This window comes from Streptomyces sp. NPDC031554, assembly GCF_055580685.1.
The window spans coordinates 222,128-245,704 of sequence record NZ_JBVIKX010000011.1 but is presented as its reverse complement, the minus strand read 5'-3'; the positions used below and the strand labels follow the sequence as shown (position 1 = coordinate 245,704).

The following is a 23,577-nucleotide window of genomic DNA, read 5'->3' as shown; positions in this document are numbered from 1 at the left end:
TGGCCGTATTGATCTGATTCCAGGGAGTTATCGGCCGGGCACACACCAGGCACACAGCGGGAGCGGAGCGGGCACACAGTCATCCACTTCATCCGCGCCGCAGCGACGCGGACTCTGTCGGGCATGCCTGTCTTACCCACTCCCCTCACCGCGATCGTCCCGCCTGCCGACGCCGCCGTCACCGCGGCGGTACGCGCCCGGCAGACCCTGGTGGCCACCGCTCCCGGTGACCGACTCCCGGCACCGGACGGGTGGCCGGTCGTCGCCGCCACCGACGCGGTGGTGCTGCGCGCCGCACCCGGACGGGACCCGCAGGCTCTGTCCGCCGAACTGGGCCGCAGCAACCGCACGGCGCGCTGCTACCTGGACCGCATCGTGCTGACAGCCCCCACCGGCGCCGGGTGCAGCGCACTGGTTCCGGCCCTGTACGACGTACTCGGCGAGGCTTACAACCTGCTCGTCGACGCGGGACGCAACATCGCCGCGGCCGAATGGGCCCTTCACACGGTGGCCGAGGTCGCCGGCCGCCCGCCGCAGACGGTGCTCGACGTCGGATGCGGCAGCGGCCTGTCGCTGCGGGCGAGCAACCGGCCGCCCGCGCTGACCGGCTGGGACCCCAGCCCGGCGATGCGCCAACTGGCTGCCGCTGCGGGCATGAACGTCATCCCCGCACTCACCTCGCCGCCAGGAGAAGCCTGGGACGCCGCCCTGGCCTGCTACGTCCTGCACCTGCCCGGGGCAGCCGACACCGCGGCCCACGCCGTGCATCTGCTGCGCCCCGGCGGCGTCCTGGTCGGCAACGTCCACCGCACCGCAGACCCCGCCGCACTGCCCGCCGCCTGCGCCCGCCACCGCGTCCGCTGCCGGACGGTGTCCCGCCACCCGCTGCACGGCGACCTGATCGTCCTGTCCCTCCCGACCGACCCCGGAGCCGCCTGATGCCCGCCCGCACCCCCGCCCCACCACCGCGCACAGCGCCGCCCGCCGTACGGGCCTTCCCCACCCTCACCCCCTTCGCTGCCGGACCCCACGCCCACGATCCGCGCGGCGTGGCCCGCCTGGCGCTGTCCGAAAACCCCCACGGCGCCTCCCCGCTCGCGCTCGCGGCGGCACGGGCCGAGGTGGACTCAGCGCACTGGTATCCCCACTCCGACGGCGAGCCGCTGCGCAGCCTGCTCGCCGCCCGCTACCGCACCTCCGCCGAGCAGGTCATCGTCGGCAACGGAGCGGACGAGATGATCCTGCTCGCTGCGCTCGCCACCGCCGGTACCGGACGGCCGGCGGTGACGACCGAGCGCACCTTCGCCGGATACACCGCCTCCCTGGAGACCGCCGGACACCCGGTCCGCCAGGTCCCGCTGCTTCCCGACGGCGGCACCGACGCGAGCGCCGTACGCCGGGCGCTCGACGGCGCTGGGTGCGTGATGGTGTGCAACCCGCACAACCCCACCGGCACCGCCCTGAACGCGGCCGACGTCAGCGCCCTGGTGGATGCCGCGAGGAAGGCGGACGCGGTACTCGTCCTGGACGAGGCGTACGCGGAGTTCGCCGACCCGGTCACCTTCGGCAGCGGCCTGGAGCACCTGGACGGCGGCCGCGTGGTGGTGCTGAGGACCTTCTCCAAGGCGTACGGGCTGGCCGGACTGCGGGCCGGATACGCGGTCGGCGACCGCGACGTGATCCAGGCCATGACCACGATCCGTACCGCACTGCCGTACAACACCAACCGGATTGCGCTCGCCGCCGCTGCCGCCGCCCTCAGCGACAGCAGGCACCTGAAGTCGGTCGTCGACGACTGCGGCGTCGCCCGCCGGGCCCTGGCCGCCGAACTCGACGCGATGGCGGTACAGGTCCTGCCCTCCCAGACCAACTTCCTCCTCGCTCACCTGGGACCGTGCGCCGGCACGGTGGTGGACCAGCTGGCCGCCGAACACCGGGTGCACATCCGGCATACGGCCGGCCTCGGCTTCCCCAACTGGGCGCGCATCAGCGTCCCCGCCGCCCGCGACGTACCGCACCTGGCCGCCGTCCTGCGTTCCGTCCTGTCCGCTCACCGTTCCCAGGAGGCCCGCACATGACCCCCACCACCGCCAGCACGACGACGGCGACCGGCGCCGACATCCTCGCCCGGGCCCTGGCCGAGGCCGGCATCGGCCGCGCCTACGGCATTCCCGGCCAGCGGATCCTGCCCTTCTTCCACGCCCTCGACCAGGCGGGCGTCCCCATCGTGCTGACCCGGCACGAACAGGCGGCGGCATTCATGGCCGACGCCCACGCCCGCATCGCCGGGCTCGGCGTCTGCATGTCGACGTCCGGCCCCGGGGCCATCAACATGCTCGGCGGGCTCGCCGCCGCCTACATGGACAGCGTGCCCCTGCTGGCCATCACCGCTCAGGCAGCCACCGGCGAGTTCGGCCACTACGGCATCCAGGAAGGCACCGGCCTCGGACGCACCCCCGACATCCCGGCCATGTGCCGCTCCACCGTGAAGGAGTCGTGGCAGGCCACCCGCGCGGACGAACTCGGCCCCCTGCTGGCGCAGGCGCTCACCGTCGCCCGCTCCGGACGTCCCGGCCCGGTCCACCTCGACATCCCGTCCGACCTGTTCACCGCGCCCGTCCAGGACGCCGACGGCGCGCCGCCGCCCACCGAGGCGGTGAACGGAGCCGACGCAGTCGACGCCGCGCTGGTCGCGGCCGCCGCCGAAGCCCTGCGGGGAGCCAAGAGGCCGCTGGTGCTGGCCGGCGGCGGACTCGCCGACCCGGCCACCGCCCGCCTGCTCCTGGACGTCGCGGAGGCCGCCGACCTGCCGGTGGCCACCTCGTTCGCCGCCAAACGCTTCCTGGACGAGCACCATCCGCTCGCCCTGGGGCCGGTCGGCACCTACGGACGGGCCGCGGCCAACCACGCCCTGCACCACGAGGCCGACCTGGTGCTCGCCCTCGGCGTGGCCTTCTCCTACCTGACCACCGCCGGATGGACCGCCCGCCTGCCCGCCCACCGCCTGATCCGCGTCGACATCGACCCGCGCGAACTCGCCAACACCTACCAGGGCGGCATCGCCGTGAAGGCCACCACCCGCGCCTTCCTGAGCGCCCTGCGCCCGCACGCCGAGCGGCTCGCCGGCCACGGCGCCCGCCGAGCCGACGCCCTGCGCCGACACCACCCCGACCCGACGGTGCCCCTCGATGCGGCGGACGGCCAACTGCACCCCGTCACCGTGTGCGAGGCGGTCAACCGGCACCTGGACGACCGGACGACGGTGCTCGCGGACGTGGGACAGAACGCCTACTGGGTGGAGCGCTACCTGCGCACCCGCGGCGACAACCGATTCCTGATCAACGCCGGACTCGGGTCCATGGGCCACGCGGTCGCCGGAGCCGTCGGCGCCTGGCAGGCGCGCACCGCCATGGGCGGACCCGAAGAACGGGTGGTCGTCACCACCGGCGACGGCGGGTTCCTCATGGGTGCCCTGGAACTCTCCACCGCTGCAGCCGAGCAGGCGGCGATCACCTGGGTCGTCTTCAACAACGGCACGCTCGGCACCCAGCAGGCCTGGTTCGACCGCGAGGGCCACCGGCCCGTCGCCTGCCAGCTCCCCGACAGCGACCTGGTCGCCCTCGCGAAATCCCTGGGAGCCAACGGCCGCCGCGTCCACACCCCCCAGCAGCTCGAAGACGGACTCGACTGGGCGCTGAAGCGGGCGGCGCCCACCGTGCTGGACGTGGTCATCGACCCCGCCCCCGCGCCCGCCCCCTACACCCCGGAGGAACCGCGATGACCGCCAGCACTCCCCACACCCCGCCGGACGGCGCCGGCGGCCCGGACGCCATGGTGTGGCTCACCCCCACCATGAGCATGCGCACGCTGGGCGACCTGGGCACCCTGTCCATGGACTACCTGGAGATCCACCCGGGGGCGGTGCGCACCCCCGTCGTCCACGACGAGGGCGAGGAGATCCTCTACCTCCTCAACGGCGAGCTGGAGTTCATCCTCGGCACCGACACCTTCACCCTCAGCGCCGGCCAGGCCGTCGCCGTACCGCGCGGCACCCCGCACGGCAGCAGCAACCGCTCCGGCCAGACGGTGCGGATGCTGGCCGCCAACAGCCCCGCCTTCCGCCTCGAACAGGAGCGGGCGACCGGCCAGCTGCCGCCCGACGAGCCGGAGGGGACCTCCTGATGGAGGCGTGCATCATCGCCTGCGGCCGCGGCTCCCGCCTGGACCCCTTCACCCGGGACCGACCCAAGGCCCTCATCCCCCTCGGCGAACAGACCGTCCTCACCCAGCAGCTGAACGTCCTCCGGCAGTGGGGCATCGACCGCGTCACCCTCCTGCACCGCGACGACTACGACCCGGCCGGTGTCGCCCGGGCCCTCAGCACCTGCCAGCCGGCCGTGCGGGCCGCCACGGCGCCACCGCACTGGCCCGGCGTGTACGCGTGGCTGCGCGAGGAGTACGCGGCGGCCCGCACGCCGGTGGTGACACTCAACTGCGACCTGATCCTCGACGAGGGCTGGGGCTCGGTCCTGGCCGAACACACCGCCACCGGCACCACGCTCACCCTCGCGGCAGCTCCCGGACCCGGCCGTGAGGAGGGCCAGTACGGACGGCCGCGCCTGCTCACCCGCACCGGTGACGGCCTGATCACCGCCACCCGCGCCCCCCACCCCGGTGACCGTCAGGCGTTGGGCCCGGGCGAGACGCTCGCGCACCAGATCGGCCTCAGCGTCGTCTCGCCCGCAGCCTGGCCGCACCTCGACGGCCTGGCGCACCGCGCGGAGGACCCATGGGCGGACGAATTCGTCCCCGCACTCATCGGCTCCGGCCACGGCGTCCACCTCGCGGTACGAACCGCCCCATGGCGGGACACCGGCACCTGGTTCCGCGTGTGGCTGGCCCACCACGACCTGACCCGGGCAGCACCGGACCAGCAGCACATTCACCCGTCGGCCCAACTCGCCCCCACCGCCCGGGTCGAAGGCTGGGCCTACCTCGGTCCCGGCGCCCGGGTCGACGCCGGGGCGGTCGTCAAGAACAGCGCCGTCCTGGCCGGAGCCCAACTCGGCGCCGGCAGCTCCCTCATCGACGGCCTCGCACTCCCCGGCACCCGTATCCCGGCCGGAGCCCACCACCACGCCACCGTCCACCTGCCAGACGCCGCGCCGCAGCCCATGCCCCAAGCTCCCCGCACCTGACCAGGAGTCCCGTAATGGACCACGACACCCTCACCACGCTCGCGCTGCTGGCCGACGCCCACCACCTGGCCACCTTGTCCCGCATCGGCCCCGACGCGCTGGCCGACGGTCACCCGCTGGACTACCCCGCCCACATGGTCCTGCGCGAGATCCACCGGCACCAAGGCCCCGAGGCCACCGAGGACTTCCTTGCCCGCCCCGACACCCGGACCGCTCTGCTCACCGAAGCGATCCGGCGGCTGAAGAGCACCGACTACCAGCCCCTCGCCGAACACGGCATCACGCCCGACACCGTCACCGCCAGCCCCCGTGAGGCGCTGCAGGCCGCCCAGACCCTGCTTCCCGGCACCGAACAAGGCCGCCACGAGAACGACCTCGCCCTGTGGGCCAACACCCGCGGCTTCGCCGTCCTGCGCATCGCCGAACCGGCTCTTACCCGCTACGGCCACCGCTTCCGCGTCACCACCGAGATCGCCGCCTCCACCTACGGCCGTGGCTACTACGCCTTCTCCGTGCCCGGCAACGACGGCTTCCTCATGCAGCCGGCCGCCATCGCTGTCGTTGCCCGCGCCTATACCCATCTCGCCCGCACCAGCACCGGCGACCTGCCATCCGGCCTCACCGCCGCCCAGCGCATCGGCATCGGGCGGCTCGCAGCGCTCGACGCCTGGTACCAGGGCCCGATCGAGGACCTGCTGATCGGGATGTTCACCGCGCACGAGGCCAGCCACACCCTCCGCATGGACGACCAGGCCCCCCTCCGTGAGCTGCTCACCAAAACGGGCCACGACCCCGACGAGGCCTTCCAGCACGGCTTCCCCACCCCGTACCAGCTCAAAGCGTGGTCCCGCCTCCAGGCCGGCGCCGCCTCCACCGCCGACATCACCTTCGTCCTCGGCGACGCCCTTGCCAACGCCACCTCCGCCCTCGCCCTGCCGCCCGGCGACCCCATCTCCGCCGTCCGAGCCGCCTACCTCTGGCAGATCATCAGCCCGCCCCGCCCCACCGGAGCCCCACGCGGCATCGCCACCAGCCTGCGCCTCGAAGAGCGCATCGCCGTCGACGAGCTCCTCGACGACCTGACCACCCTCCTCCAAGCGGCCCACACCCAGCCGGCCACCGTCGCCCAGCGCATCCAGGCCCTCGAACACACCAGCTGGGCCCTGCTTCAGCAGCACACCCCCGCAGCATGACCCCCAACCTTCCGGAGCCCGCGATGACCACCGCAACGCCGATTGCCCGCCTGTACTTCTTCGACGACCTCACCTACCACCTGCGCCGCATCAGCCGCGCCCAGCAACTGCCCGAGCCCGACACCAACCGCCTGCTGACCACCGCCGTCGACCGCGTACACCAGGCCCTGGCCGGCCTCGACCCGGCACGTCAGAGTGCCGTCCAGGTCAGCTGGGACCACGCCTGCACCCAGCTCGCCTTCGACCTTCACCGCTCCGGCGTCACCTTCGACGTCCTCGTCTCCCAGGGCTGCAACGGCCAGTACGCCGCCGACTCCCTGCTCGCCGAGTTCACCACCGCCTACGGCCGCCCGCTGGCCGCCGCGACCGCGAACGTCCGCTCCACCCACCTGCTCACCGACCCCGCCGACGCCTTCCACTCCGACTTCCGTATCGCCGTCAGCAGCGGCGCCCCCCTCGACCAGCAGTGCCGCACCGCCCTCGGACCAGCCCTCAGCAACCACGGCGACAAGGACGAACCGCTGCGAGTCGCGGTCTTCGACGACTGCATCCAGACCGGGCAGGGCACCCAGGCCGTCACCGAACACCTCATCAAGGCACTGCCCGCCGGACAGGCTGCCGAGATCCACACCATCGGCTTCATCGCCTGCCAGGCCACCCAGCAACGCTTCGCCGAGCGCGGCTGGCACCCAGCCCAAGGGGTCCTGCTGCCTGGAGCCACCTACCCGGCCAGCTGGGACACCGACATCTACTTCCTGAAGGACCTGATCCTCAACAACGCCATCCGGTACACGAACAACACCAGCGAGGCGTACATCGACAACCCGGAGTGGATGAAGAAGATCTTCGCCCGCGACCCCGGCGCCGCCACCCGCGCCCTGAACAGCCTGCGCACCGCACTCACCGAGCACGGCATCTACCAGCACCTGCTCGACCTGTAAGCGAGCAGCCGCACCCGCGCCGCCGACGCGTGCCGTCACACTGCGGTCAGTTCCTCCAGTGTGGCGGCCGCGGCACGTGCGCTCTCCGGATCAGCGCGGACGGCGGCAGTGACCTCGGCAGCACTGGGCCCGGACCCTGGGAAGTGATGCCGCCGCACACCCGGGCCTCGAACTCCCCTAGGAACAGGGCGCACGGGGCGAGCTCGCCGCCGTCCTCCTCGCGGCCCCGCACCGCGAACTCGGCGCACAGCGCAGTGACGGCGTTCCGCAGGGCGGAAAAATTGGGGTCTGCCCGATCCTGCGGCGCGTGCAGAATCGTCCGCATGGTCCGTTCGTTCTTCCGCTTCCCCGTCCCCGACCGCGAGTACGTCCAGCGGGTCCGCCGGCACCCGCCGAGCTCCCTGCTGCCGCTGATCGCGGCCGTGAGTTCGCGGTGGCCGACGAAGGAGGACTGGAGGCAGGACAGTTCCGGCCTGTACCGGCCCTGGGGGCTGGCGGACGCCGCCTGGGTGTCGCTGACCCGCGGCAACGAGTACCGGCAGCGGCCGGCCACCGACGGCGACCTCGCGGAGATCCTCGCCCAGTACGTCGCACTCGACGACGTCTACCGGCACCTTCCGGTCGGCGAGCGGCTGGAGGGCTTCCTACTGCGCGTCGCCGGGCAGCAGTTCACCTGGCAGGAGGACGACTTCTCCGAGCTCGCCCGCAGCCTGGCCCTGCTGGTCCACACGAAGCCGACCAGGCCGCTGGAGGTCCTCGGCGACGGCTGGGAGCGTGACCTGCTCGGCTGCCCGCTGGCGGACTACGTGGGCCTCGCACAGCTGCTGTACACCGTCGCCACCCACCGGCAGGGCCGCCTCGACCTGGCATGGGTGCCCGAGCATGAGCTGACCGTCTTCGAGGAACTGACCACCCACGCCGCGGTCACCGCGGTGCTCGAGCGGCACTTCGCCACGGACGTGGCGCAGGAACGCGCTCGCGCGGCAGGCGGGCTGCTCGCATCTGACCCGCGGCTGCGCCGGTACACCCCCAACCCGCTGCGCTCCAGGCCGCTGGTGCGGTCCGTCGGTTGCGACTACCTCATCCCGGTGACGCCCGCCGTGCTCGGCAAGGTCAGCCCGATGGGGCTGTACTACACGGGCAACGAGCACTATGGGGAGCGGTTCGAGGCCTTCACCCGGGACCTGGGCGAGCTGTTCGAGCAGTACGTTGGCCGGCACCTGCGGCTGCTGCCGGGCGCCGACGTCCACTCAGAGATCGTCTACGACAAGGACAACAAGAAGAGCGTCGACTGGATTGTCGTGCTGCCCCGCCTGGTCCTGCTGGTCGAGGTCAAGTCGGCGCGGCCCACGGCGGGCCTGCGGCTGGGGCCGCAGCAGTTCGGCGGCGAGCTGACGAAGAAGCTGGGCAAGGCGTTCACCCAGATCAACAAGTCCGCGAAGCTCATCGAGGACCGGCACCCGGCGTTCGCGCACATCCCCGACGACCGGCCCGTGCTCGGGATCGTGGTGACGATGGAGCCGTACCACCTGATCAACGCCCCTGACTTCCGTGGCCTGTTGCCGGAGACGGTGGTGCCCACGGTGGTCGCCTCGGCCAGCGAACTGGAGGACGCCGTCGTCGCGACCGACCCGGGCATGGAGGAGGGGATCGTGTCCCGGATCGGGCGGCCGCCGCCGGGCGGCTGGTCCCTGCGGGACCTCGCAGGCGGGCGGACGGCCATCAACCCGATCCTGGACCAGGCGTGGGAGACGTACCCCTGGGGCGCCGAGCACGCCTCCGCCGGCGGCAGCGCCCAGGATGTCGCGCCGCGTCCTGGGCCGGGTTGATGTGCCGCCCCGGCGTCTACTCGTGGGCGGGGTCGGGCAGCGCCGACGCCCAGGCGAACGCGGGAGACATCTGTTCTGCCGGAGGCGGCGGTGCGCACGTGAAGCAGAACTGCGGCGGGACGCCGGGGTTCCATCCGACGAGGCCGACGCCGCACGTCGTGCACGCCCCGGTCGCCTCACGGATACGCCGCGCCTCGGCTTGGGCGACCTCGTAGAGGCGGAGCCTCTCGCGCTCGAGCGCATGCTGCATGGCGAGCGACACAGATGCGTCCCAGTAGATGTCGTCGAACAGGTTGGGATCGCCGAAGCACGCGTCGAGGAGCACGGCCCTGACACGCTCGAAGGAGCCGCCCGCGACGGCCGCCTTGATGAGGAGATCGGCCTCACGGCTTCCCCCGAGACGCTCGGGGTCGTGTTCGAACTCGTCGCGTCGGCCGTGTCCCCAGTTCCGCGCCATGGAGACCAAGGCGTTGGTGTCGCACTCGGCGAGGTGGCGGGGGCAATGGGTAAGTGCCCAGGTGTCCGGAGAGCCGTCACAACCCGGCTTCCGGCACAGCTCGTTGACCAGGTCCTGGGTGAGGACGAGCTGGAAGCGGCGCCCGCGGCACACCACGATCGCCTGCGAGCCGGAATCCGCCGACTCCAGCGTGATCGGGGCGGTGGGACCATCCTGCGCGAGGGCCCCCGCCAGCTCCAGCACCGTCCCGTACGGCACAGCCGCGCCGATCAGGCCCGAGTCGAAGACGGCGGGCGCGTAGTGCTCGGGGAAGTCCCACTCCACGGACGCGGCGGGCAGAGTGGCGCACTCGGCCAGCAGTTCGGCGAGCCGGAAGGTCCGGCCGACACGGGGCACGGCCATTTCGCGGGCGAGGCGGGCGTAACGGCCGCCCGTGGCGTGCTGCATCTCGCGGACGGCGGCCTTGCGCTTCTTGTCCTTGGTCACGACGGTCCTCCCACGGCATGCCCACGCCCATGCCGCAGCAGGGTCATCACGATCAGGAGGAAGCGCGCGAGTCTGAGACCCTTGTCCGCGTCCCGGGCGCGTGGGAGCTTTCCCGGCCGGGAGTCTGGCAGGCGCGTGCTGCCGCAGGCAGCACAGTAGCGCATCACACGGGAGGGCGGAGCGCGGAGGCCGACGCCAGAGTAAGAACCGCGTCACCAGCCGCAAAGGGTGATTCACCGGCGACACCCTCAGGCGCGACGCCTTGATCGGCGCGGCGGAAAATAGCCCGACAGCCAGGCCACCGCTCCATACCATCAACGGCATGACGGACGAAGAGGACCAGTACCTCCGTCAGTTGCTGGCCCTTCTGGACGGCACACGACGGTTTGACGCGTACACCCACGAGAACACGGGCCAGTGGCAGGTCCAGCCCCGCAGCTCCCTGGCGGGCGACGACGCCAAGAGCCACCCGCACCAGGTGTCCCACAGCGCGTGGCACGCACTGACCGTGGCCGTCGATCACCTCCAGTGCCTGCGGTCCTCCGTCCTCGCCGAACGCAGCGCAACGCATGCTTCTACCGTCATCCACACCCACGCGCAGGCCTCGCTGGTGCGGGGCGTCTTCGAGAACTCGGCCCGTGCGGTGTGGCTGCTCGGGCCGGCGAACCGCCTTGAGCGCCTCACCCGGCGCCTGAGCCTGCAGGCGAAGGAAGTCGAGCACGGGCACCGGGTACGGGAGCTGGCCCAGTCGCCGAGCCTGAAGACGAAGGAGGAGCGTCTCCAGGTCCTTGAGGACCTCCTGGTTACAGCCGGGGCCTCCCCCGAGGACGCGCGGAAGGCACTGAAGGCTCGCCCTTCGTACAAGCGGATCATCCGTGAAGCCGGCCCGGAAATACGTATGGGCGAAGACCTGGCCGAACTGGTGTGGAGCGCGTGCAGTTCCCTCGCGCACGGAGACAGCACCGGCACCCTGGCGTTCCTGGACCGGGAGATCCTCGAATCGGACGGCACTGTTGCGCTGGCGCAGATCACGGGGTCCATCTCCCTGCTGTTCCACGTCACACACTGCGCGGTGCGGATGGTCGAACGCGGAGTGCGTCTGTACGAGCAGAGGGCCACAGCCCACGTGTAAGGAGACGCGCTCGGTGGCTGGTGGCACGCATCTCGCCGGTACCAGATGAGGTGGCGGTTCTTGAGTCCGCCAGCTTCTCACCCCCACGAACAGATTGCGGCCCCTCCCTGGTCGGGACGGGGCCGCGGGGTGCTGCTCGGGCGTCAGGCGTCGCTGCCCGCCGTTGATGATCTGGCTGCCGTTGCTCTGGTAGACGCGCCCGTTTCCGGTGACGGTGGCGGACATGGTGGTGCCGTCCTGCTGGGGGGCAACTCCTGTTCTGCGTCAGGGAGCTGTCCGAGCGCAGCGAACGCCAAGCCCAAAAGAGGGTTGTCTCAGAAACCGCATATTGGCTAGAGTGGGCCCCGCACGGCGCTGTACGTACGCCCCTCACACCCCTGCGCCCCGGTTTCCCGACCGGCCGCGTGCCGCGCCAGCGCCGACTTGTCCGCGCACCGCCTCTTCCCGGAGCCGCCGTGCCCGTCCATGCCATCGCCCTACTCGTCCTCGCCTGCCTGTTCGCCGGAGGCCTGAGCACCCGTTACCTCCCCCGTCTCAGGTCACTGCTGCGCCGCCCGAAGCGAGCGCTCCCCGCAAGGCCGGACGACCCGCTCGACCCGTTTCCCGACCTGGCCCAGCTGGCAGCGGACATGCTGCGCGACACCCACCCGGCAGCAGCCCGCCGCCTCGGGCGCGAACCCGCCGACGCCCTGCGCCCGCTCATCGAGGCCCTCCTCTCCGAAGAAGCCGCCCAGCAGTGGCTGCGGCGGCAGGAGAAGGAGATGGGCATCCGCAGCACGGACTTCCGCAACGGGATGCACATGGAGATGCAGCCCGCGCGGGAAATGCTCGCCCACTTCGTGGCAGCAGCCCGCACGATGCTCGGCGACGCCCCGAACTACACCGAGACCAAGCTGGAGATGGACGTCAAGGTCGCTGAGGCCCCCGAGATGTACACCATCGTCATCCAGCGTCACGGGCCCGGCGTGCTCACTCCGCACGACGCCCGCCTGCGTGCCGAGGCGTACGCCGGACGGCTCGCCGCCGCCATCCAAGAAGGCCTCGACGTGCTCGCCGACGACGACACGCAGCAGGCCCGTCATCTGCTGGCCCAGGCCCTCGTTTCCCGCCCGACGCCGACGCCGACGCCGACGCCGACGCCGACGCCTGCCCCGGCCGCGATCGGAGATCCGCGATGACCACCATCGAACCCGACAGTCGCGCGACGCGCATCCGCGTACTCATCCTCGACGCTGCCCAGCCCCTTGCCGACGCCTGCGCCCGCCTCTACGCAGACGGCAACGCCTTCTACGTCAAGTCGCTCCACATCAGCTACGAGGACGACGGCGTACGCACCGAGGCCAACCCGGCTCTCGCCCCCAGCGCCCGCGAGGAGGTGTACAGCGCGCTGATCGACACCTTCGGCGCGGCTGGCTGGGGGCACAGCAGCCACCTGTACCGCCCAACGACCGGACGCAAGGACGGCTTCCGCGAAGGCGACCGGCTCTCCGTCACCTTCAACCACCCCTCCCCCCTCAGCCGCCCTCCCGCCGACCGCTGACCACCGACATCACCCCGACCACGAGATGGAGCCCCGACCGTGAGGGACTACAAGGGCGTCCGCGACCACCGCATCGCGGACACCGAGCAGGGCGCGCTGCGCTTCACCGACGGCACCCAGACCGGCATCGCCGACTGGGAGATCACCGAGTCCGCGCCCGACGTCCACGGCCGTATCTACCGCACGCTGCGCGGCTGGGCCGCCAACGTCACCAGCAGCAGCGCCCCCGGCGGACGCCACTACGTTCCCTTCCCCAACGGACCCGCCCACCTGTACCGCGCCGACCTGCGCGGCCAGCCGCGGCTCGCCGACCTGAGCGTGGACTGCAGCACGCACAGCGTGGCCCACCCCTACCCGAACACCTGGGACCACCCCGGCTACCTGCTCCAGATGACGTGGCTCGCGCGCACCCTCCACCCCGACGGCGAGCTCACCGCCCCCGCGTGGTGGCCCGCCGTCCTCGGATGCGCCCGCGAACTCGACCGGGAAACCGCCCGGATCCTGGAGTACGCCCGGCCGGTGAACGACGCCGGCACCCTGCTGCTGCGCCTGCCGACCGAGCAGGCCGACCAGCTCAGCGACCACCAAGGCACGACCCTCCTCAGGGACGCCCTCAAGGCCTACGGCCGCAGCCGAGGCCGGGACGCCTTCGGCCCCCAGGGCCTGGTGACGTGGATCAGGCTCACCTCTCCCGATCAGCCGACCGCCTGAGCAGGCCACCCGGCTCGTCGGCGGCCGCCGACGAGCCGGGTCCGGACACACGCAAGGAGGGACACCCCCGTGAAGGACTGGCAGCACGACCCCGACCACCGCATCGCGGGCACCGAACACGGCACGCTGCACTTCGCCGACGGCACCACCACCGTCATCGCCGACTGGCAGGCCATCGACGACGCCCCCGACGCCCAGGGCCGCATCTACCGGACCGTGCGCGGCTGGGCCACCACCTGGACCGACCCGGCACCGGTCCCGGGCGAGATCTTCCCGCCGTCACCGGAAGCCCACTTCCCCAAGGGGCGTGCCCGCCTGCGCCGCGCCGAACTGCGCGGCCAGTTGCCGCTCACCGACCGCGAGGTGGTCTGCTTCCGCACCGCCGTGTTCCCGCCCCACCCCAACACCTGGGACCACCCCGGCCTGCTCCTGTCGATGATGTGGCTCGACCGCAACGCGGACCCGGACGGCGACACCACCGCCCCGGCGTGGTGGCCGTTGATCCACCAGCGGATAGGCCGCCACAGCGCCGTGCTCGGCGACCTCCTCAACCACGCCCGCCCGATCGCCGACGGCGACCTGCTGTGGCTGCGGCTGGACCCCCAGCACGCGGCGGAAGTCCGCGCCGCCAACGGGGAGAAGCTCATGGCCCGGTCCCTGCGCCACCCTGGAGGACCCCGCATCACCCGCCGGATCGAACTCGGCACCCCCGCGCAGTCTCTTCCCGCCCCGTCGGCAGCCCGATGAGCGCCGGCGCCTACCTCGTCATCCGCTGCGACCACCGTCCCGACGGCGTCGAGCAGTGCGACCGCGAGCGCGGCTGGCCCGTGTACGTGCGCAACCACACCGAGCTGCGCCGCAACCTCAAGACCCAGGGCTGGCGCCGGACCCGCCAGGGCGAAGACCTCTGCCCCGACCACGCCCACCGCCCCGCCGCGCAGCGGACGCCCGAGACCGACGGTGCCCCTGCCGACTCCGGCACCCAGCCGGGCCACGGGCCGCCGCATTTCCTTGAATTTCACCGCCCTGATTTCAAGGCATCGCCGGGAACCTTGAAATCCGCTGGTCACAGCATCCCGGCCGTGCCGACCGACTTCCCCGAGCGAGAGGAACCACCAGAGCGATGACCACCGACCACGACACCAACGAGGACGCCAAACGGCAGACCGCGTACTGCGGCCACCCCGAGTGCGTGCAGGCCGTGAACGACTGGATCGACGCGGGCCACCCCGAGCCCACCTACGAGCGGGGCCTCGCCGGGGTGATGAACCACCAGAGCGAGGTGCTGTTCTACGCCCGCCGCGACTGGCTTGCCGACGCCTACGAGACCGCCGCCGCCGAGAACCGCCCCTACACCGAGGAGCAGCGCCGGGCCCACGTGATGCGCGACCGCGCCAACCGCGCCCGCGCATGGCACGCGGCCCGCCGCCGCGCCCGCCGCCAGGGCGCGGCTCCGGCCGGGGGAACGGACCGATGAGCGCCGGGATGCAGCGCCGCCCGCTGGACACCGCCGAACTCTTGCAGCTGGAGGCCCGGGTGCAGGACCTGGTGTGGGAGTTCACCCGGCGCAGCCTCGGACTGGACCCGGACGAGGCACCGCGCACCGTCACCGAGGCCGACGGCGAGGAGCAGGTCAGGGCCGTCCGGCTGGCCCGGGCGGCCGTCTGCCGCCACCTCGAACGCTTCACCGGCTCCGCGGTGCTCGACGACCTCTTCGACGTCCTGGTCCACCGCGGCGCCGACTTCCACGCCGCCGAGAGCGTCCTCGGGCCGGACTACGGATGGAGCGAGCAACTCCACCAGCAGCTCGGAGTCCCGGTGCGGCGCGGCGAGCACACCGCCGTCGTGATCGAGCGCGGGCAGCCCACCGAGCCCGGCGGCGAGAGCGAAGCCCTCCTGTACGAGGCGGACCGGGGGCCGTGGGGCGGCCTGGACGCCGAGGCCCGCGCCAATGCGCGGCACGCCGTCGTCACCGAGAACGGGGTCGTACGGCGCGTGTACCGTCTGCAGGGCTGGCAGGAGGCGGGCCCGGACCGGTGGCGCTTCACCGGCAGCCGGCTCAGTCGCCAGGGCGTCCAGACCGCCTACATGCGCAGGGCGCTCCCCTTCGAACGCGACGAGCACAGGCGCGAGTTCCGCTGGGACGACCCCACCGGAGCCTCCGGGGTGGCGGCGCCGTCCGCCCGCGTCTGCCGGTGGACCTGCGCCTGTAAATAGGGTTGTCGCTGCAACGTCAAATCGGGTAGGGTTCGGGCGGGGACGCTCACTGGCCCCGCGGACAAAGCGGCCAGCGGGTGTCCCCGCCCGATGCCCTCTCCGTTCCACCCACGTGAAGGAGGAACGCTCGCTGTGAGGACCGGCACCCCGCCCCCCGACCACCGCATCGGCGACACCGAACACGCCGTCCTGCGCTTCGCCGACGGCACCGTCACGGTCATCGCCGACTTCAGGATCATCGAGAACGCCCCCGACGCCGACGGCCGCGTCTACCGCACGCTGCACGGCTTCACCGTCGACCGGCCGCACGGACCGCTGTCCGACACGCCCTTTCCGGACGGCGAAACCCGCCTCGCCCGCGCCGACCTGCGCGGCACCGAGCCCCTCGTCGACACCGACGTGGTCTGCACCCTCAAACACCTCACCGCGCCCGAGCCGAACACCTGGGACCACCCCGGCTACCGGCTGTCGATCCGGTGGCTGGACCGCAACGTCAATCCCCTCTGGTGGCCGAACGTCCTGGAGGCCGTGCGCAAGAGCGACGCCGAGACCGCCCGCGTCCTGGACGAGAGCGACATCGGGGTCGCGCGCGTGCTGGAGCAGGCGCGGCCGTCGCTCGACGACGAGGGCACGCTGTGGCTGGGGCTGCAGGCCGAGGCGGCCGAGCAGTTCACGGCCGCGGCCGGCGAGTTCTTCCTGCGGAGCGCCCTGGAGGACTGCAACCTCTTCCGCCTCATCGGGCTGCACCGCGAAGGCAACCCGGTGGCGCGCTTCGAACTCGGCATGGCCGGTGTCCCGGCCGCCGCGCCGCAGCCGGCCCCGTCCGCCGAGGAGGTGTGGGAGCGGATCGCCGACCTGAAGGGGCGCTTCGCCGACGGCTACAGCTCCGAGGACATCAGCGCCGTCTTCGCGCGGATCGAGGAGGCGGGCGGTCCGGCCCTGGTGTGCGCGTGGGAGTACCTCGACGAGGACGGGTTCGGCGGCAACTCCGAGTTCTACGTCATCGACGCCGACAGCGTCCTGCGCGAGATCAGCCCGGACGTCTACCGCTGGCTGAACGGCCAGCAGGACTCCCCCGGCCCCGTCGACTCGTGGGCGTGCGCCCCGGTCACCCCGGAGCCCTCGTTCCCGGCGCAGGACGGCTTCTTCCACAACTGCGCCCGCACCCGCGCCTGAGCACCAGAACCGTGAAGGACACCGAGGAAATAACAGCAACAGGCCGGGAGAGGCCCCCGCCCCTCCTGCTGCGGGTTTCGTGTCGGCTCGTGTCGAACCGGAACGTACGCGCCGCATCGTCACGAACATCACGCCCGATCCGGCTCCCCGCCCCGCGGCCGCGAACAGCGGCCGGGACGGACGAGCGCTAGTTGCTGTTATTTCCTCAGTAGGAGCACGCCTTCGGCTGAGGGCGTAGGCCTGACAGCTGCCTCCCGGGCCCGACACAGAGCGGGCCCGGCCGCAGGGAGCCGGACAGTCCGGAGCAACTCCGCCCCAGGAAGCGAGACCACGATGGACAGCATCATCGGCCGCCCCGCGCAGCCCGGAGAGACCCCGAACCGCAAGGGCATCCCGGTCTCCAGGCCCAAGCCCAAGGGCTGAACACCCGCAGAAGCGGCGGCCCTGCCCGAGGCGATACCAGCGTCACCGGGCAGGGTCCGCCGAGGCTCCAGAGCCGACCCCTTCAACACCGGCCCCCGCACCCGAGGAGAACGCCACTCCATGAGCACCGCACCCCGCATCGACCTGCAGCGGACCCGTACCGCGTGGGACGACCGAATCAGCAGGATCACCGGTGTCCCGGCCACGACCCGGTCCATCCAGCAGTGGGACCCGGACCCCAACGGCGACGACCTCACCATGGGCCGCCACGGCTACACGCTGACCGTGGACGCCGCCGCCCTGCCGCACGCCCAACTCGTCAAGCACCTCAAAGAGTTCGCCTACGACGTCAACCGGCACGTCGAGATCCACCCCGACGCGGACCCCACCCACGTCATGATCATGGTGTGGTGGGACATGCCCGTCCACGGCTGGTGCGGCGCCCGCACCACGCACGAGGACGGCATCACCCTCTTCTGCGACCAGGAGCCCTTCCACCAGGACGACTACCAGATCAGCGATCCCGAGGACGGCGAGAAGGTCTTCCACCGCGGCGACCAGCACCACGCGCCGATCCCGTCCTCCTTCGGCTACGGCAAGCAGGGCGACCAGTACTGGCCCGTCGGCCCGCTCCACGTCATCCCCGAGGACAGGTACGGCGTCCGCCAGGCACTGGACGAGCTGGAACGGCAGCCGCTCACGGACGACGAGATGACCGAACGCGACACCACCAGCCCGGCCGTCTTTGAGCACCGCCGCAGCGATCGGCAGTGGAACCAGGTCCGCGACCGGCTGGCCGCCCAGCTCAAGCACCACGGCGAGTGGAACGCGGAACAGCGCGCCGACGAACTGATGACGGACGTCGCCCGCGACATCGAGCACGACAACGAGATCACCCAGGCACGCAAGAAGCTGTGGGAGATGACCGACGACGCCCACGGCAGCACCGGCGTGGCCCTGCGCGCGCTGGGTGAGCTGCTGGCCGGCGCGTACGACATCGAGTACGCGGATGACACCGGCGAGGGCAACGAGACCGCCGAACAGATCAGGTCCCTGCTCACCAGCGCCCGCCGTGACCTGGCTGCGGCCCGTGCGCTCATGCCGACCGACCGTGAGGGCGGAATGAAGCCCAGCAACCGCAACGGCTGACCCTCCCCCTCAACCTCCCATCGACGGGGAGACCACGCCCCCATGAGTACTGACCCCGCCACAGTAAATCCGAAGATGCTAGGGGAGAGCCGCCGGACCGATGGGGCGCGGAGGACCCAACTTCACGGGGCAGTCGGACAGATCCGGAACCGTGTCGGGGTCGCGCAGCGCCGCTGCCGCCATCCTGTTGAACCAGTGGATCGTTTTCGACACTCCGCCGTCCATCTCTCCCGGGTACTTCCACATGGCGAGGAGAGCGAGCTGCGTCACGCCGAGCGAAGCGTGCAGCCATGAAGGCCCGAGTACAGCCAGAGCCTGGTCCAGCCGTTTGACGTGCCGGGTAGCAGCGATCCGTTGCGCAGTTGCCCTCTCGGGGTCGGAGGAATGCTGCTCCCGCACGATTGCCCAGACCTCGTCATTCAAGGCCTGAGCGATCTCTACGTACAACTCTCGCCGCGCCGCATGGTCCTGAAGGTGACGGGACATCCCAAGGTCACCGGATAGGGCAGCCCCCGCCGCCTCCAGCATCCGCTCCGCCTGCCGCTCCTGTTCCGCCTTCCAGAGCAGCAACTCCTCCAGCGGGTACTCCCCGCGGTCGACCAGCACATGATGTGTCCGGCACAACAACAGCAGATTCCCCGACAGATCCACCCGTGAACGGTCAAACGCGGGGTCGAACCTGGGACCGCCCCTCTGCCCAGACCGGATGTGCGCGATCTCCGCCACCACCAGCTCCCGCCCCCTGTCGCGCACCACCAGCGGCGAGGGACAGTCCGGTGCAGCGCAATGCACAGCCGACCCGAAAAGGCGCTTGATCGTTTGCTGAGTAACTGCCACCCCAGCACCCTACGGACAGCCACCGACACCGGTCGTTGCTGAGGAGGTTGTTCGCCTCCTCCCCGGAGTCATAGGTGGTGACTCCGGGGAGGACGGTCTTTGGGTGCGTGGTTGTGGCCCTGGCTGCTCGGAACGCGTGCCTACTGCTCGGCGAGCGCGGCCGGGCGCTCCATCTCGTCGAGGCCGTTGTTGCAGCACCGTCCGCACACCAGGCGGAGCCGTTTCGGGTTGGCCGGCAGCGGGATGTTGTACGGCATCCGGTTCTCGTCGTCGCGTCGGCGAAGGTCGTAGGGGCATTCGGCGCAGAGCAGGCGGGCAGCCCGTGCCTGCTTAGGCGTCCATGCCGGCCAGTCCGCTGCGAGGGCGAGGCCCGTCACCACCAGGCCATGCGCTTTCGGCTGGAATATCGTGAAGCCCCAGCCTGGACCGTGTTCTGGGAGTTGCCGATGGAGTCCTTCCAGCGAGGGCATCCAGCGCGCCAGGTGCGTCAGGTCCTTGCGGGTGACCCGGACCTCCTCGCCGCGACGCAGTTGCGGGCTGCGGGAGTTGGCCAGAGGGAAGCGTAGGCGGTCGCGATCGTGTACGGCACCTCCAACGACTCCAGGTCCCGGCCGAGCTCGGCGGCCTTGCTTTCCACCCCCCGCATCCGGTCTCACGCCACAGCGCGAGACCGTCGCCGTTCAATCCTCCGGACACCTCGGGCGGCCTGGGCGCTTCGCTCAGTCGTGCCGCAAAGATCTTGGATATGTCAGTACCCGTCGGGGGGTGTTCGCGCGATGTACAGGGTGCAGGGCACAAAAGGCCAAGAAGACAAGGCGTCCACCACCATGAAGAAGATCCTCCACACGACGCGCCACACGCTTGCGCGGCTCCTTGGAGCGAAGGGTCAAGGGACCGTCAGGGCCCCGCAGGCGGTGCATCCCATCCAGCGCCACGGCAATGAACACCAGGGCATCTCAATGAGTCCCTCAGAGAAATCGGCCCACTTTGCCGCACTCATGACCCGCCTGAACGGTCGCAGCGAGCAGGAGCGGCTCCAGCTGCAGTCCCAGGCCGCAGCCGCGATTCTGGGCCACGAGGCGTACGCGCTGGGGCACCAGTACCTCAGCGGCGGCAACTACCTCGCGGCGGAGCAATGGCTGCGCGTGGCCGCCGGCCACAGTGTTCCCGGCGCCGAACAGGATCTGAAGGGGATCAAAGCCCTCCTGCTCTGGGGTGAACCCCCTGGGGAGAATCCGCAGTTGCGGTAGGCGCCTATCAGATGAAGCCACACACGCCCCGACGCACTGTGATGCGGGAGAGACCTCAGCCGGGGAGGATGCCGAAGTTTCCCCGGCGGCCGCCCGCGAACGAGCAACCTGCCCGGGGCGTGGCACCGGGACGGCAAACAGGGTTGCATGTACAACGCGTAATTCTGTAGGGTGTGTTCCCGGCCCAAGATGCGCGGAGACGCCGCGCCACCGGCGTTCTGCCCAGCCGCCCGCGGGAATTCAGATGGCCGCTTGGCCACGTCTCCCATCGCGGGGAAAGACTTACTCGCTCAGGAGGGCACGTGACTCACCACGCCCAGAGCACCATCGACCGGCACCGCCCCGCCAGTCTCGTCGCCATGGCGTCCGCCGACATAGCTTCCTGGACGCAGGTGCTGCACCAGCAGCGCACCGCCGCACGGAGCATCGCACGCCTCGTCGCCGACACCCTGCGAACCCAGTTCCCCCAGGCCGCCTACCTGGTCCTGTTCATCGACTACGACCGCGACCTGGCCACCGACCTCTTCCCCGCCAGCCTCCGCGACGCCAACGGCCAGATCCTCAACGACTTCACCAACTCCGAGCTCCCGCCCCTGCCCGACGACAGCCCGCTCCGCACCCTCTGGGGCCCTCACTCCCCCACCGACTTCTACCAGGTCAGGTACATCCTGCGCACGCTGCGCCTGAGCGGAGCCGCCTTCGACGACTACCCCACCGACCTGCGCACAGACCACGACGACGAGGGCTATATCCCGTGCCTGTTGCTGTCGACGCAGGCCCGCCCCGAGCAGTGGACGTACGACGTCGAGGACGACGACTACAGCGAACGGCTCCTGCGTCCCTACAGCACGCAGCTCCCGCCGCAGACCGGCCCTGAAGCCGACGCGACCGCCACGATCGCCGACCGGTGCCGCCAGGCCGCCCACCGCGCCCGCGTCGTCGCCGAGATCGCCCGCGACCGCTGGGCCGACCCCGCCACCATGACCGTCCTGCGCATCACCATGGCCGGACACCTGGAAGCCGCTGCCGCGCACTTCGACGCCGTGCCCGCCGGCTACGAGGAGGGAGTGCCGACCGCGGCCACCGAGGAACTGTTCCACGCCGAACAGATTGCCGTGGAGCACCCCACCGGCCACTTCCCCGCCGAACTCGGCGAATACGTCCTGGCCCCGCTCGCCGACCGCGAGCTCCCGTTCCCCGCCCGCCTGAACCCAGTCCGCCCCGAGTTCGAGGACTTCGCCCAGCGGGAGACCGACCTCGCATACGCGCTGCACCTGCTGCACGCCGACGACGAGCACCAGCGGGAACGCACCGACGACTGGCTCCGTCAGGTCTTCGCCGTCTGGCGGCAGTGGCTGAGCCTCGCGGGCGAGGTCCGCGTCGACAACGCCCGCCCCTGACAACCAGCACCGAACCGACGCTGACGGCCCGCTCGGCCAGCGGCGGCTGAACCAACCCTCCCATGTCGCGTCTCCGGGGCCCGGACGTACGAGCCGCCCCGGGGACGCGTCACCCACACCACTCAAACCGGCGCGGCGCTCCTGGCCTGAGACGCGTACCTCCCCGTCACCGAAGGGATTCCTCCTCGATGAACAAGCAGTCGCTCGCCGTCGGCGCCGCCCTGGCACTCGGCATCTACTACCTCGGCGCCTCCGGTCTCATCCCGGAGACAACTCACCGCCTGCGCGTCCGCGTCCGCAGGACCCTCGCCCGCTGGGTACTCAAGCCGGCCTGGCACCCCGCCCGCTGGACATACGAGGCCGTCGTCCACGCTCTCTCGGCCTGCGACATCGCGCTCGCCTTCGTCTTCCATCCGTGCAAGGCAACGGCGTACCTGCGGCAGATGCTCCCGCTCTTCCCGTGGCGCCAGCCCGCCGAGCTGAAGGAGGCGGTCTCCGAAGCCGCCCGTCTCCACATCCCTGGCAAGCCCGTGGTCGCAGCCCGCTTCGCCGTCTATCAGGGCCGCTGCGACCTCACGAACGTCACCTTCCGCCACGGCCGCGCGCCCGACGACGTCACCCGCGTCACGCTGGGCGGCAACCCCGACCACTACGGCGGGCTCAGGCCCGGCCAGGGCACCCGGGCCGAACTCGACGCCTCCCGCGAGCGCGTCGACACCGCCCTGCGGGCCCTGCCGATCGGCCCGTACATCCGAGCCCTCACCGTCCGCGCCGTCCGGCACGAGGACGGCCACCGCCCCACGACCCCCCGGAGGCAGACCACATGACCAGCACGCGCCGCCTGTGGGAGATCAACCACCCGTCCTCCTGCCACGAGGGCAACTTCTACGCGCCCCCCGGCGAAGGACTCCACACCACCTACGACTCCTGGTCCGACTTCCACGACAAGTGGGGCCCCGGCGGGCCCGACCGCGCCCATGTCTTCCGCTGGGACTGGGAGCGGGACACCGGGGAGTACCTGGAGGAAGGCGAGAGTCCGGGACCCGACCTGCTCAAGGTGTACTGGGTCCTGCAGAGCACCGCGATCCTCGGCTCCACCCAGGTGGTCGTTACCGAGGCCGACGAGCCCGCCGTACGCGCGTGGCTGGCCGAGCGGTCTGAGCACGTCCGCGCGCTGTGGGAGCCGTTCCTCGACGTCTCCGGCACCCGGACGCCCCCGGCGACTCCGGACGCCCTGCTGTGAAGCACCCGTCGGCGGAGGGGGCCGTGGAGGCGGTGAGCGGTTCCGGCCTGGCCCGCCGCTACACCCTGGTGATCGCCTGCCCCCGTCCCCGCAGCCGCGGTCGCGCCGGCGACGACTTCCACGTCCAGCCGCAGCGTGTTGAGCGGACGGTCGCCGCGTTCATCGGCGATGGCGCCGAGGTGACGCTCACCCGCCGAACTGTCCGGCTGCGGGTCACCACCCGCCACCCCATCAGGGATGTCGCGGTCTGGCACAGCCGCATGGCCCTGATCATGGACGGTCTCTGGCTCGACGTGCCCCGCGTCCGCGGCGAACTTCAGCTGCCCGCACCGGTCCGGACGCAGATCGAGGAGACCGACAGCTCCCGATCCTGACCCCGTTCGTGCACCAGCCGA

Annotated in this window: 26 protein-coding genes; 23 read left to right on the top strand and 3 right to left on the bottom strand. The window is 71.4% G+C overall.

Annotated elements, in window-relative coordinates; translation table 11 throughout:
* The first annotated feature begins 123 nt into the window (after positions 1-123).
* The 8 genes from ACZ5FU_RS26910 (at position 124) to ACZ5FU_RS26875 (ending at position 9,161) form a co-directional block, all read left to right on the top strand.
* A complete protein-coding gene (locus tag ACZ5FU_RS26910) occupies positions 124-939 on the top strand; it encodes a class I SAM-dependent DNA methyltransferase (protein WP_469047129.1) in 816 nt (271 codons plus the stop codon).
* Positions 939-2,078 carry a pyridoxal phosphate-dependent aminotransferase gene (locus tag ACZ5FU_RS26905; protein WP_469047128.1) on the top strand — a complete coding sequence of 380 codons (1,140 nt, stop codon included), beginning with the start codon at positions 939-941 and terminating at the stop codon, positions 2,076-2,078. The genes ACZ5FU_RS26910 and ACZ5FU_RS26905 overlap by 1 nt, the downstream gene beginning before the upstream one ends.
* Entirely contained in the window at positions 2,075-3,781 is a 1,707-nt protein-coding gene (locus tag ACZ5FU_RS26900; RefSeq protein WP_469047127.1) for a thiamine pyrophosphate-binding protein, read from the top strand. The genes ACZ5FU_RS26905 and ACZ5FU_RS26900 overlap by 4 nt, the downstream gene beginning before the upstream one ends.
* On the top strand, positions 3,778-4,182 hold the full coding sequence (locus ACZ5FU_RS26895) for a cupin domain-containing protein (protein ID WP_469047125.1): 405 nt from the start codon (positions 3,778-3,780) through the stop codon (positions 4,180-4,182). The genes ACZ5FU_RS26900 and ACZ5FU_RS26895 overlap by 4 nt, the downstream gene beginning before the upstream one ends.
* Entirely contained in the window at positions 4,182-5,198 is a 1,017-nt protein-coding gene (locus ACZ5FU_RS26890; RefSeq protein WP_469047124.1) for a sugar phosphate nucleotidyltransferase, read from the top strand. The genes ACZ5FU_RS26895 and ACZ5FU_RS26890 overlap by 1 nt, the downstream gene beginning before the upstream one ends.
* Before the next feature lie 14 nt (positions 5,199-5,212).
* Positions 5,213-6,391, top strand: coding sequence for a hypothetical protein (locus tag ACZ5FU_RS26885; RefSeq protein ID WP_469047122.1), 1,179 nt, complete (start codon positions 5,213-5,215; stop codon positions 6,389-6,391).
* Positions 6,392-6,414: 23 nt separating this feature from the next.
* Positions 6,415-7,332, top strand: a complete 918-nt coding sequence (locus ACZ5FU_RS26880; protein ID WP_469047121.1) for a hypothetical protein — start codon at positions 6,415-6,417, stop codon at positions 7,330-7,332.
* Positions 7,333-7,655: 323 nt separating this feature from the next.
* Positions 7,656-9,161, top strand: coding sequence for a hypothetical protein (locus ACZ5FU_RS26875; protein ID WP_469047120.1), 1,506 nt, complete (start codon positions 7,656-7,658; stop codon positions 9,159-9,161).
* 16 nt (positions 9,162-9,177) lie between these two features.
* Here the strand turns inward: ACZ5FU_RS26875 and ACZ5FU_RS26870 are convergent, their stop codons facing one another.
* Positions 9,178-10,104: a hypothetical protein gene (locus ACZ5FU_RS26870; RefSeq protein ID WP_469047118.1), complete on the bottom strand. Its 927-nt coding sequence runs from the start codon at positions 10,102-10,104 to the stop codon at positions 9,178-9,180.
* A gap of 322 nt (positions 10,105-10,426) precedes the next feature.
* On the opposite strand from ACZ5FU_RS26870, the gene ACZ5FU_RS26865 reads away from it, so the two are divergent.
* The 10 genes from ACZ5FU_RS26865 (at position 10,427) to ACZ5FU_RS26820 (ending at position 18,452) form a co-directional block, all read left to right on the top strand.
* On the top strand, positions 10,427-11,236 hold the full coding sequence (locus tag ACZ5FU_RS26865; protein WP_469047116.1) for a hypothetical protein: 810 nt from the start codon (positions 10,427-10,429) through the stop codon (positions 11,234-11,236).
* 455 nt (positions 11,237-11,691) lie between these two features.
* Positions 11,692-12,414 (top strand): hypothetical protein, encoded by a 723-nt coding sequence (locus ACZ5FU_RS26860; RefSeq protein WP_469047114.1) that lies wholly within the window; start codon positions 11,692-11,694, stop codon positions 12,412-12,414.
* A complete protein-coding gene (locus ACZ5FU_RS26855) occupies positions 12,411-12,776 on the top strand; it encodes a hypothetical protein (RefSeq protein ID WP_469047112.1) in 366 nt (121 codons plus the stop codon). The genes ACZ5FU_RS26860 and ACZ5FU_RS26855 overlap by 4 nt, the downstream gene beginning before the upstream one ends.
* A gap of 39 nt (positions 12,777-12,815) precedes the next feature.
* Positions 12,816-13,487 carry a hypothetical protein gene (locus ACZ5FU_RS26850; protein ID WP_469047111.1) on the top strand — a complete coding sequence of 224 codons (672 nt, stop codon included), beginning with the start codon at positions 12,816-12,818 and terminating at the stop codon, positions 13,485-13,487.
* Positions 13,488-13,556: 69 nt separating this feature from the next.
* Positions 13,557-14,234, top strand: coding sequence for a hypothetical protein (locus ACZ5FU_RS26845; protein WP_469047110.1), 678 nt, complete (start codon positions 13,557-13,559; stop codon positions 14,232-14,234).
* Entirely contained in the window at positions 14,231-14,614 is a 384-nt protein-coding gene (locus ACZ5FU_RS26840) for a hypothetical protein (RefSeq protein WP_469047109.1), read from the top strand. Before ACZ5FU_RS26845 ends, ACZ5FU_RS26840 begins: the two co-directional genes overlap by 4 nt.
* Positions 14,611-14,964 (top strand): hypothetical protein, encoded by a 354-nt coding sequence (locus tag ACZ5FU_RS26835; RefSeq protein ID WP_469047108.1) that lies wholly within the window; start codon positions 14,611-14,613, stop codon positions 14,962-14,964. Before ACZ5FU_RS26840 ends, ACZ5FU_RS26835 begins: the two co-directional genes overlap by 4 nt.
* Positions 14,961-15,704, top strand: a complete 744-nt coding sequence (locus ACZ5FU_RS26830; protein ID WP_469047106.1) for a hypothetical protein — start codon at positions 14,961-14,963, stop codon at positions 15,702-15,704. The genes ACZ5FU_RS26835 and ACZ5FU_RS26830 overlap by 4 nt, the downstream gene beginning before the upstream one ends.
* 132 nt (positions 15,705-15,836) lie before the next feature.
* The gene (locus ACZ5FU_RS26825; protein ID WP_469047104.1) at positions 15,837-16,880 is read left to right on the top strand and encodes a hypothetical protein; all 1,044 of its coding nucleotides are present in this window, start codon (positions 15,837-15,839) and stop codon (positions 16,878-16,880) included.
* 543 nt (positions 16,881-17,423) lie between these two features.
* Entirely contained in the window at positions 17,424-18,452 is a 1,029-nt protein-coding gene (locus ACZ5FU_RS26820) for a hypothetical protein (RefSeq protein ID WP_469047103.1), read from the top strand.
* A gap of 78 nt (positions 18,453-18,530) precedes the next feature.
* On the opposite strand, the gene ACZ5FU_RS26815 is transcribed toward ACZ5FU_RS26820, so the two are convergent.
* Positions 18,531-19,289: an HNH endonuclease gene (locus ACZ5FU_RS26815; protein ID WP_469047101.1), complete on the bottom strand. Its 759-nt coding sequence runs from the start codon at positions 19,287-19,289 to the stop codon at positions 18,531-18,533.
* 140 nt (positions 19,290-19,429) lie between these two features.
* A complete protein-coding gene (locus ACZ5FU_RS26810; RefSeq protein WP_469047100.1) occupies positions 19,430-19,666 on the bottom strand; it encodes a hypothetical protein in 237 nt (78 codons plus the stop codon).
* A 450-nt stretch (positions 19,667-20,116) separates the two neighbouring features.
* Here ACZ5FU_RS26810 and ACZ5FU_RS26805 point away from each other — a divergent pair, with 450 nt between their 5' ends.
* The 5 genes from ACZ5FU_RS26805 to ACZ5FU_RS26785 all read left to right on the top strand — a co-directional run bounded on the left by ACZ5FU_RS26805 (position 20,117) and on the right by ACZ5FU_RS26785 (position 23,556).
* Positions 20,117-20,539, top strand: coding sequence for a hypothetical protein (locus ACZ5FU_RS26805; protein WP_469047098.1), 423 nt, complete (start codon positions 20,117-20,119; stop codon positions 20,537-20,539).
* Positions 20,540-20,841: 302 nt separating this feature from the next.
* On the top strand, positions 20,842-21,939 hold the full coding sequence (locus ACZ5FU_RS26800; RefSeq protein ID WP_469047096.1) for a hypothetical protein: 1,098 nt from the start codon (positions 20,842-20,844) through the stop codon (positions 21,937-21,939).
* Between the two features lie 188 nt (positions 21,940-22,127).
* On the top strand, positions 22,128-22,766 hold the full coding sequence (locus ACZ5FU_RS26795) for a hypothetical protein (protein WP_469047094.1): 639 nt from the start codon (positions 22,128-22,130) through the stop codon (positions 22,764-22,766).
* On the top strand, positions 22,763-23,182 hold the full coding sequence (locus tag ACZ5FU_RS26790; RefSeq protein ID WP_469047092.1) for a hypothetical protein: 420 nt from the start codon (positions 22,763-22,765) through the stop codon (positions 23,180-23,182). The genes ACZ5FU_RS26795 and ACZ5FU_RS26790 overlap by 4 nt, the downstream gene beginning before the upstream one ends.
* Positions 23,179-23,556 (top strand): hypothetical protein, encoded by a 378-nt coding sequence (locus ACZ5FU_RS26785; protein ID WP_469047090.1) that lies wholly within the window; start codon positions 23,179-23,181, stop codon positions 23,554-23,556. Before ACZ5FU_RS26790 ends, ACZ5FU_RS26785 begins: the two co-directional genes overlap by 4 nt.
* Positions 23,557-23,577 lie beyond the last annotated feature (21 nt).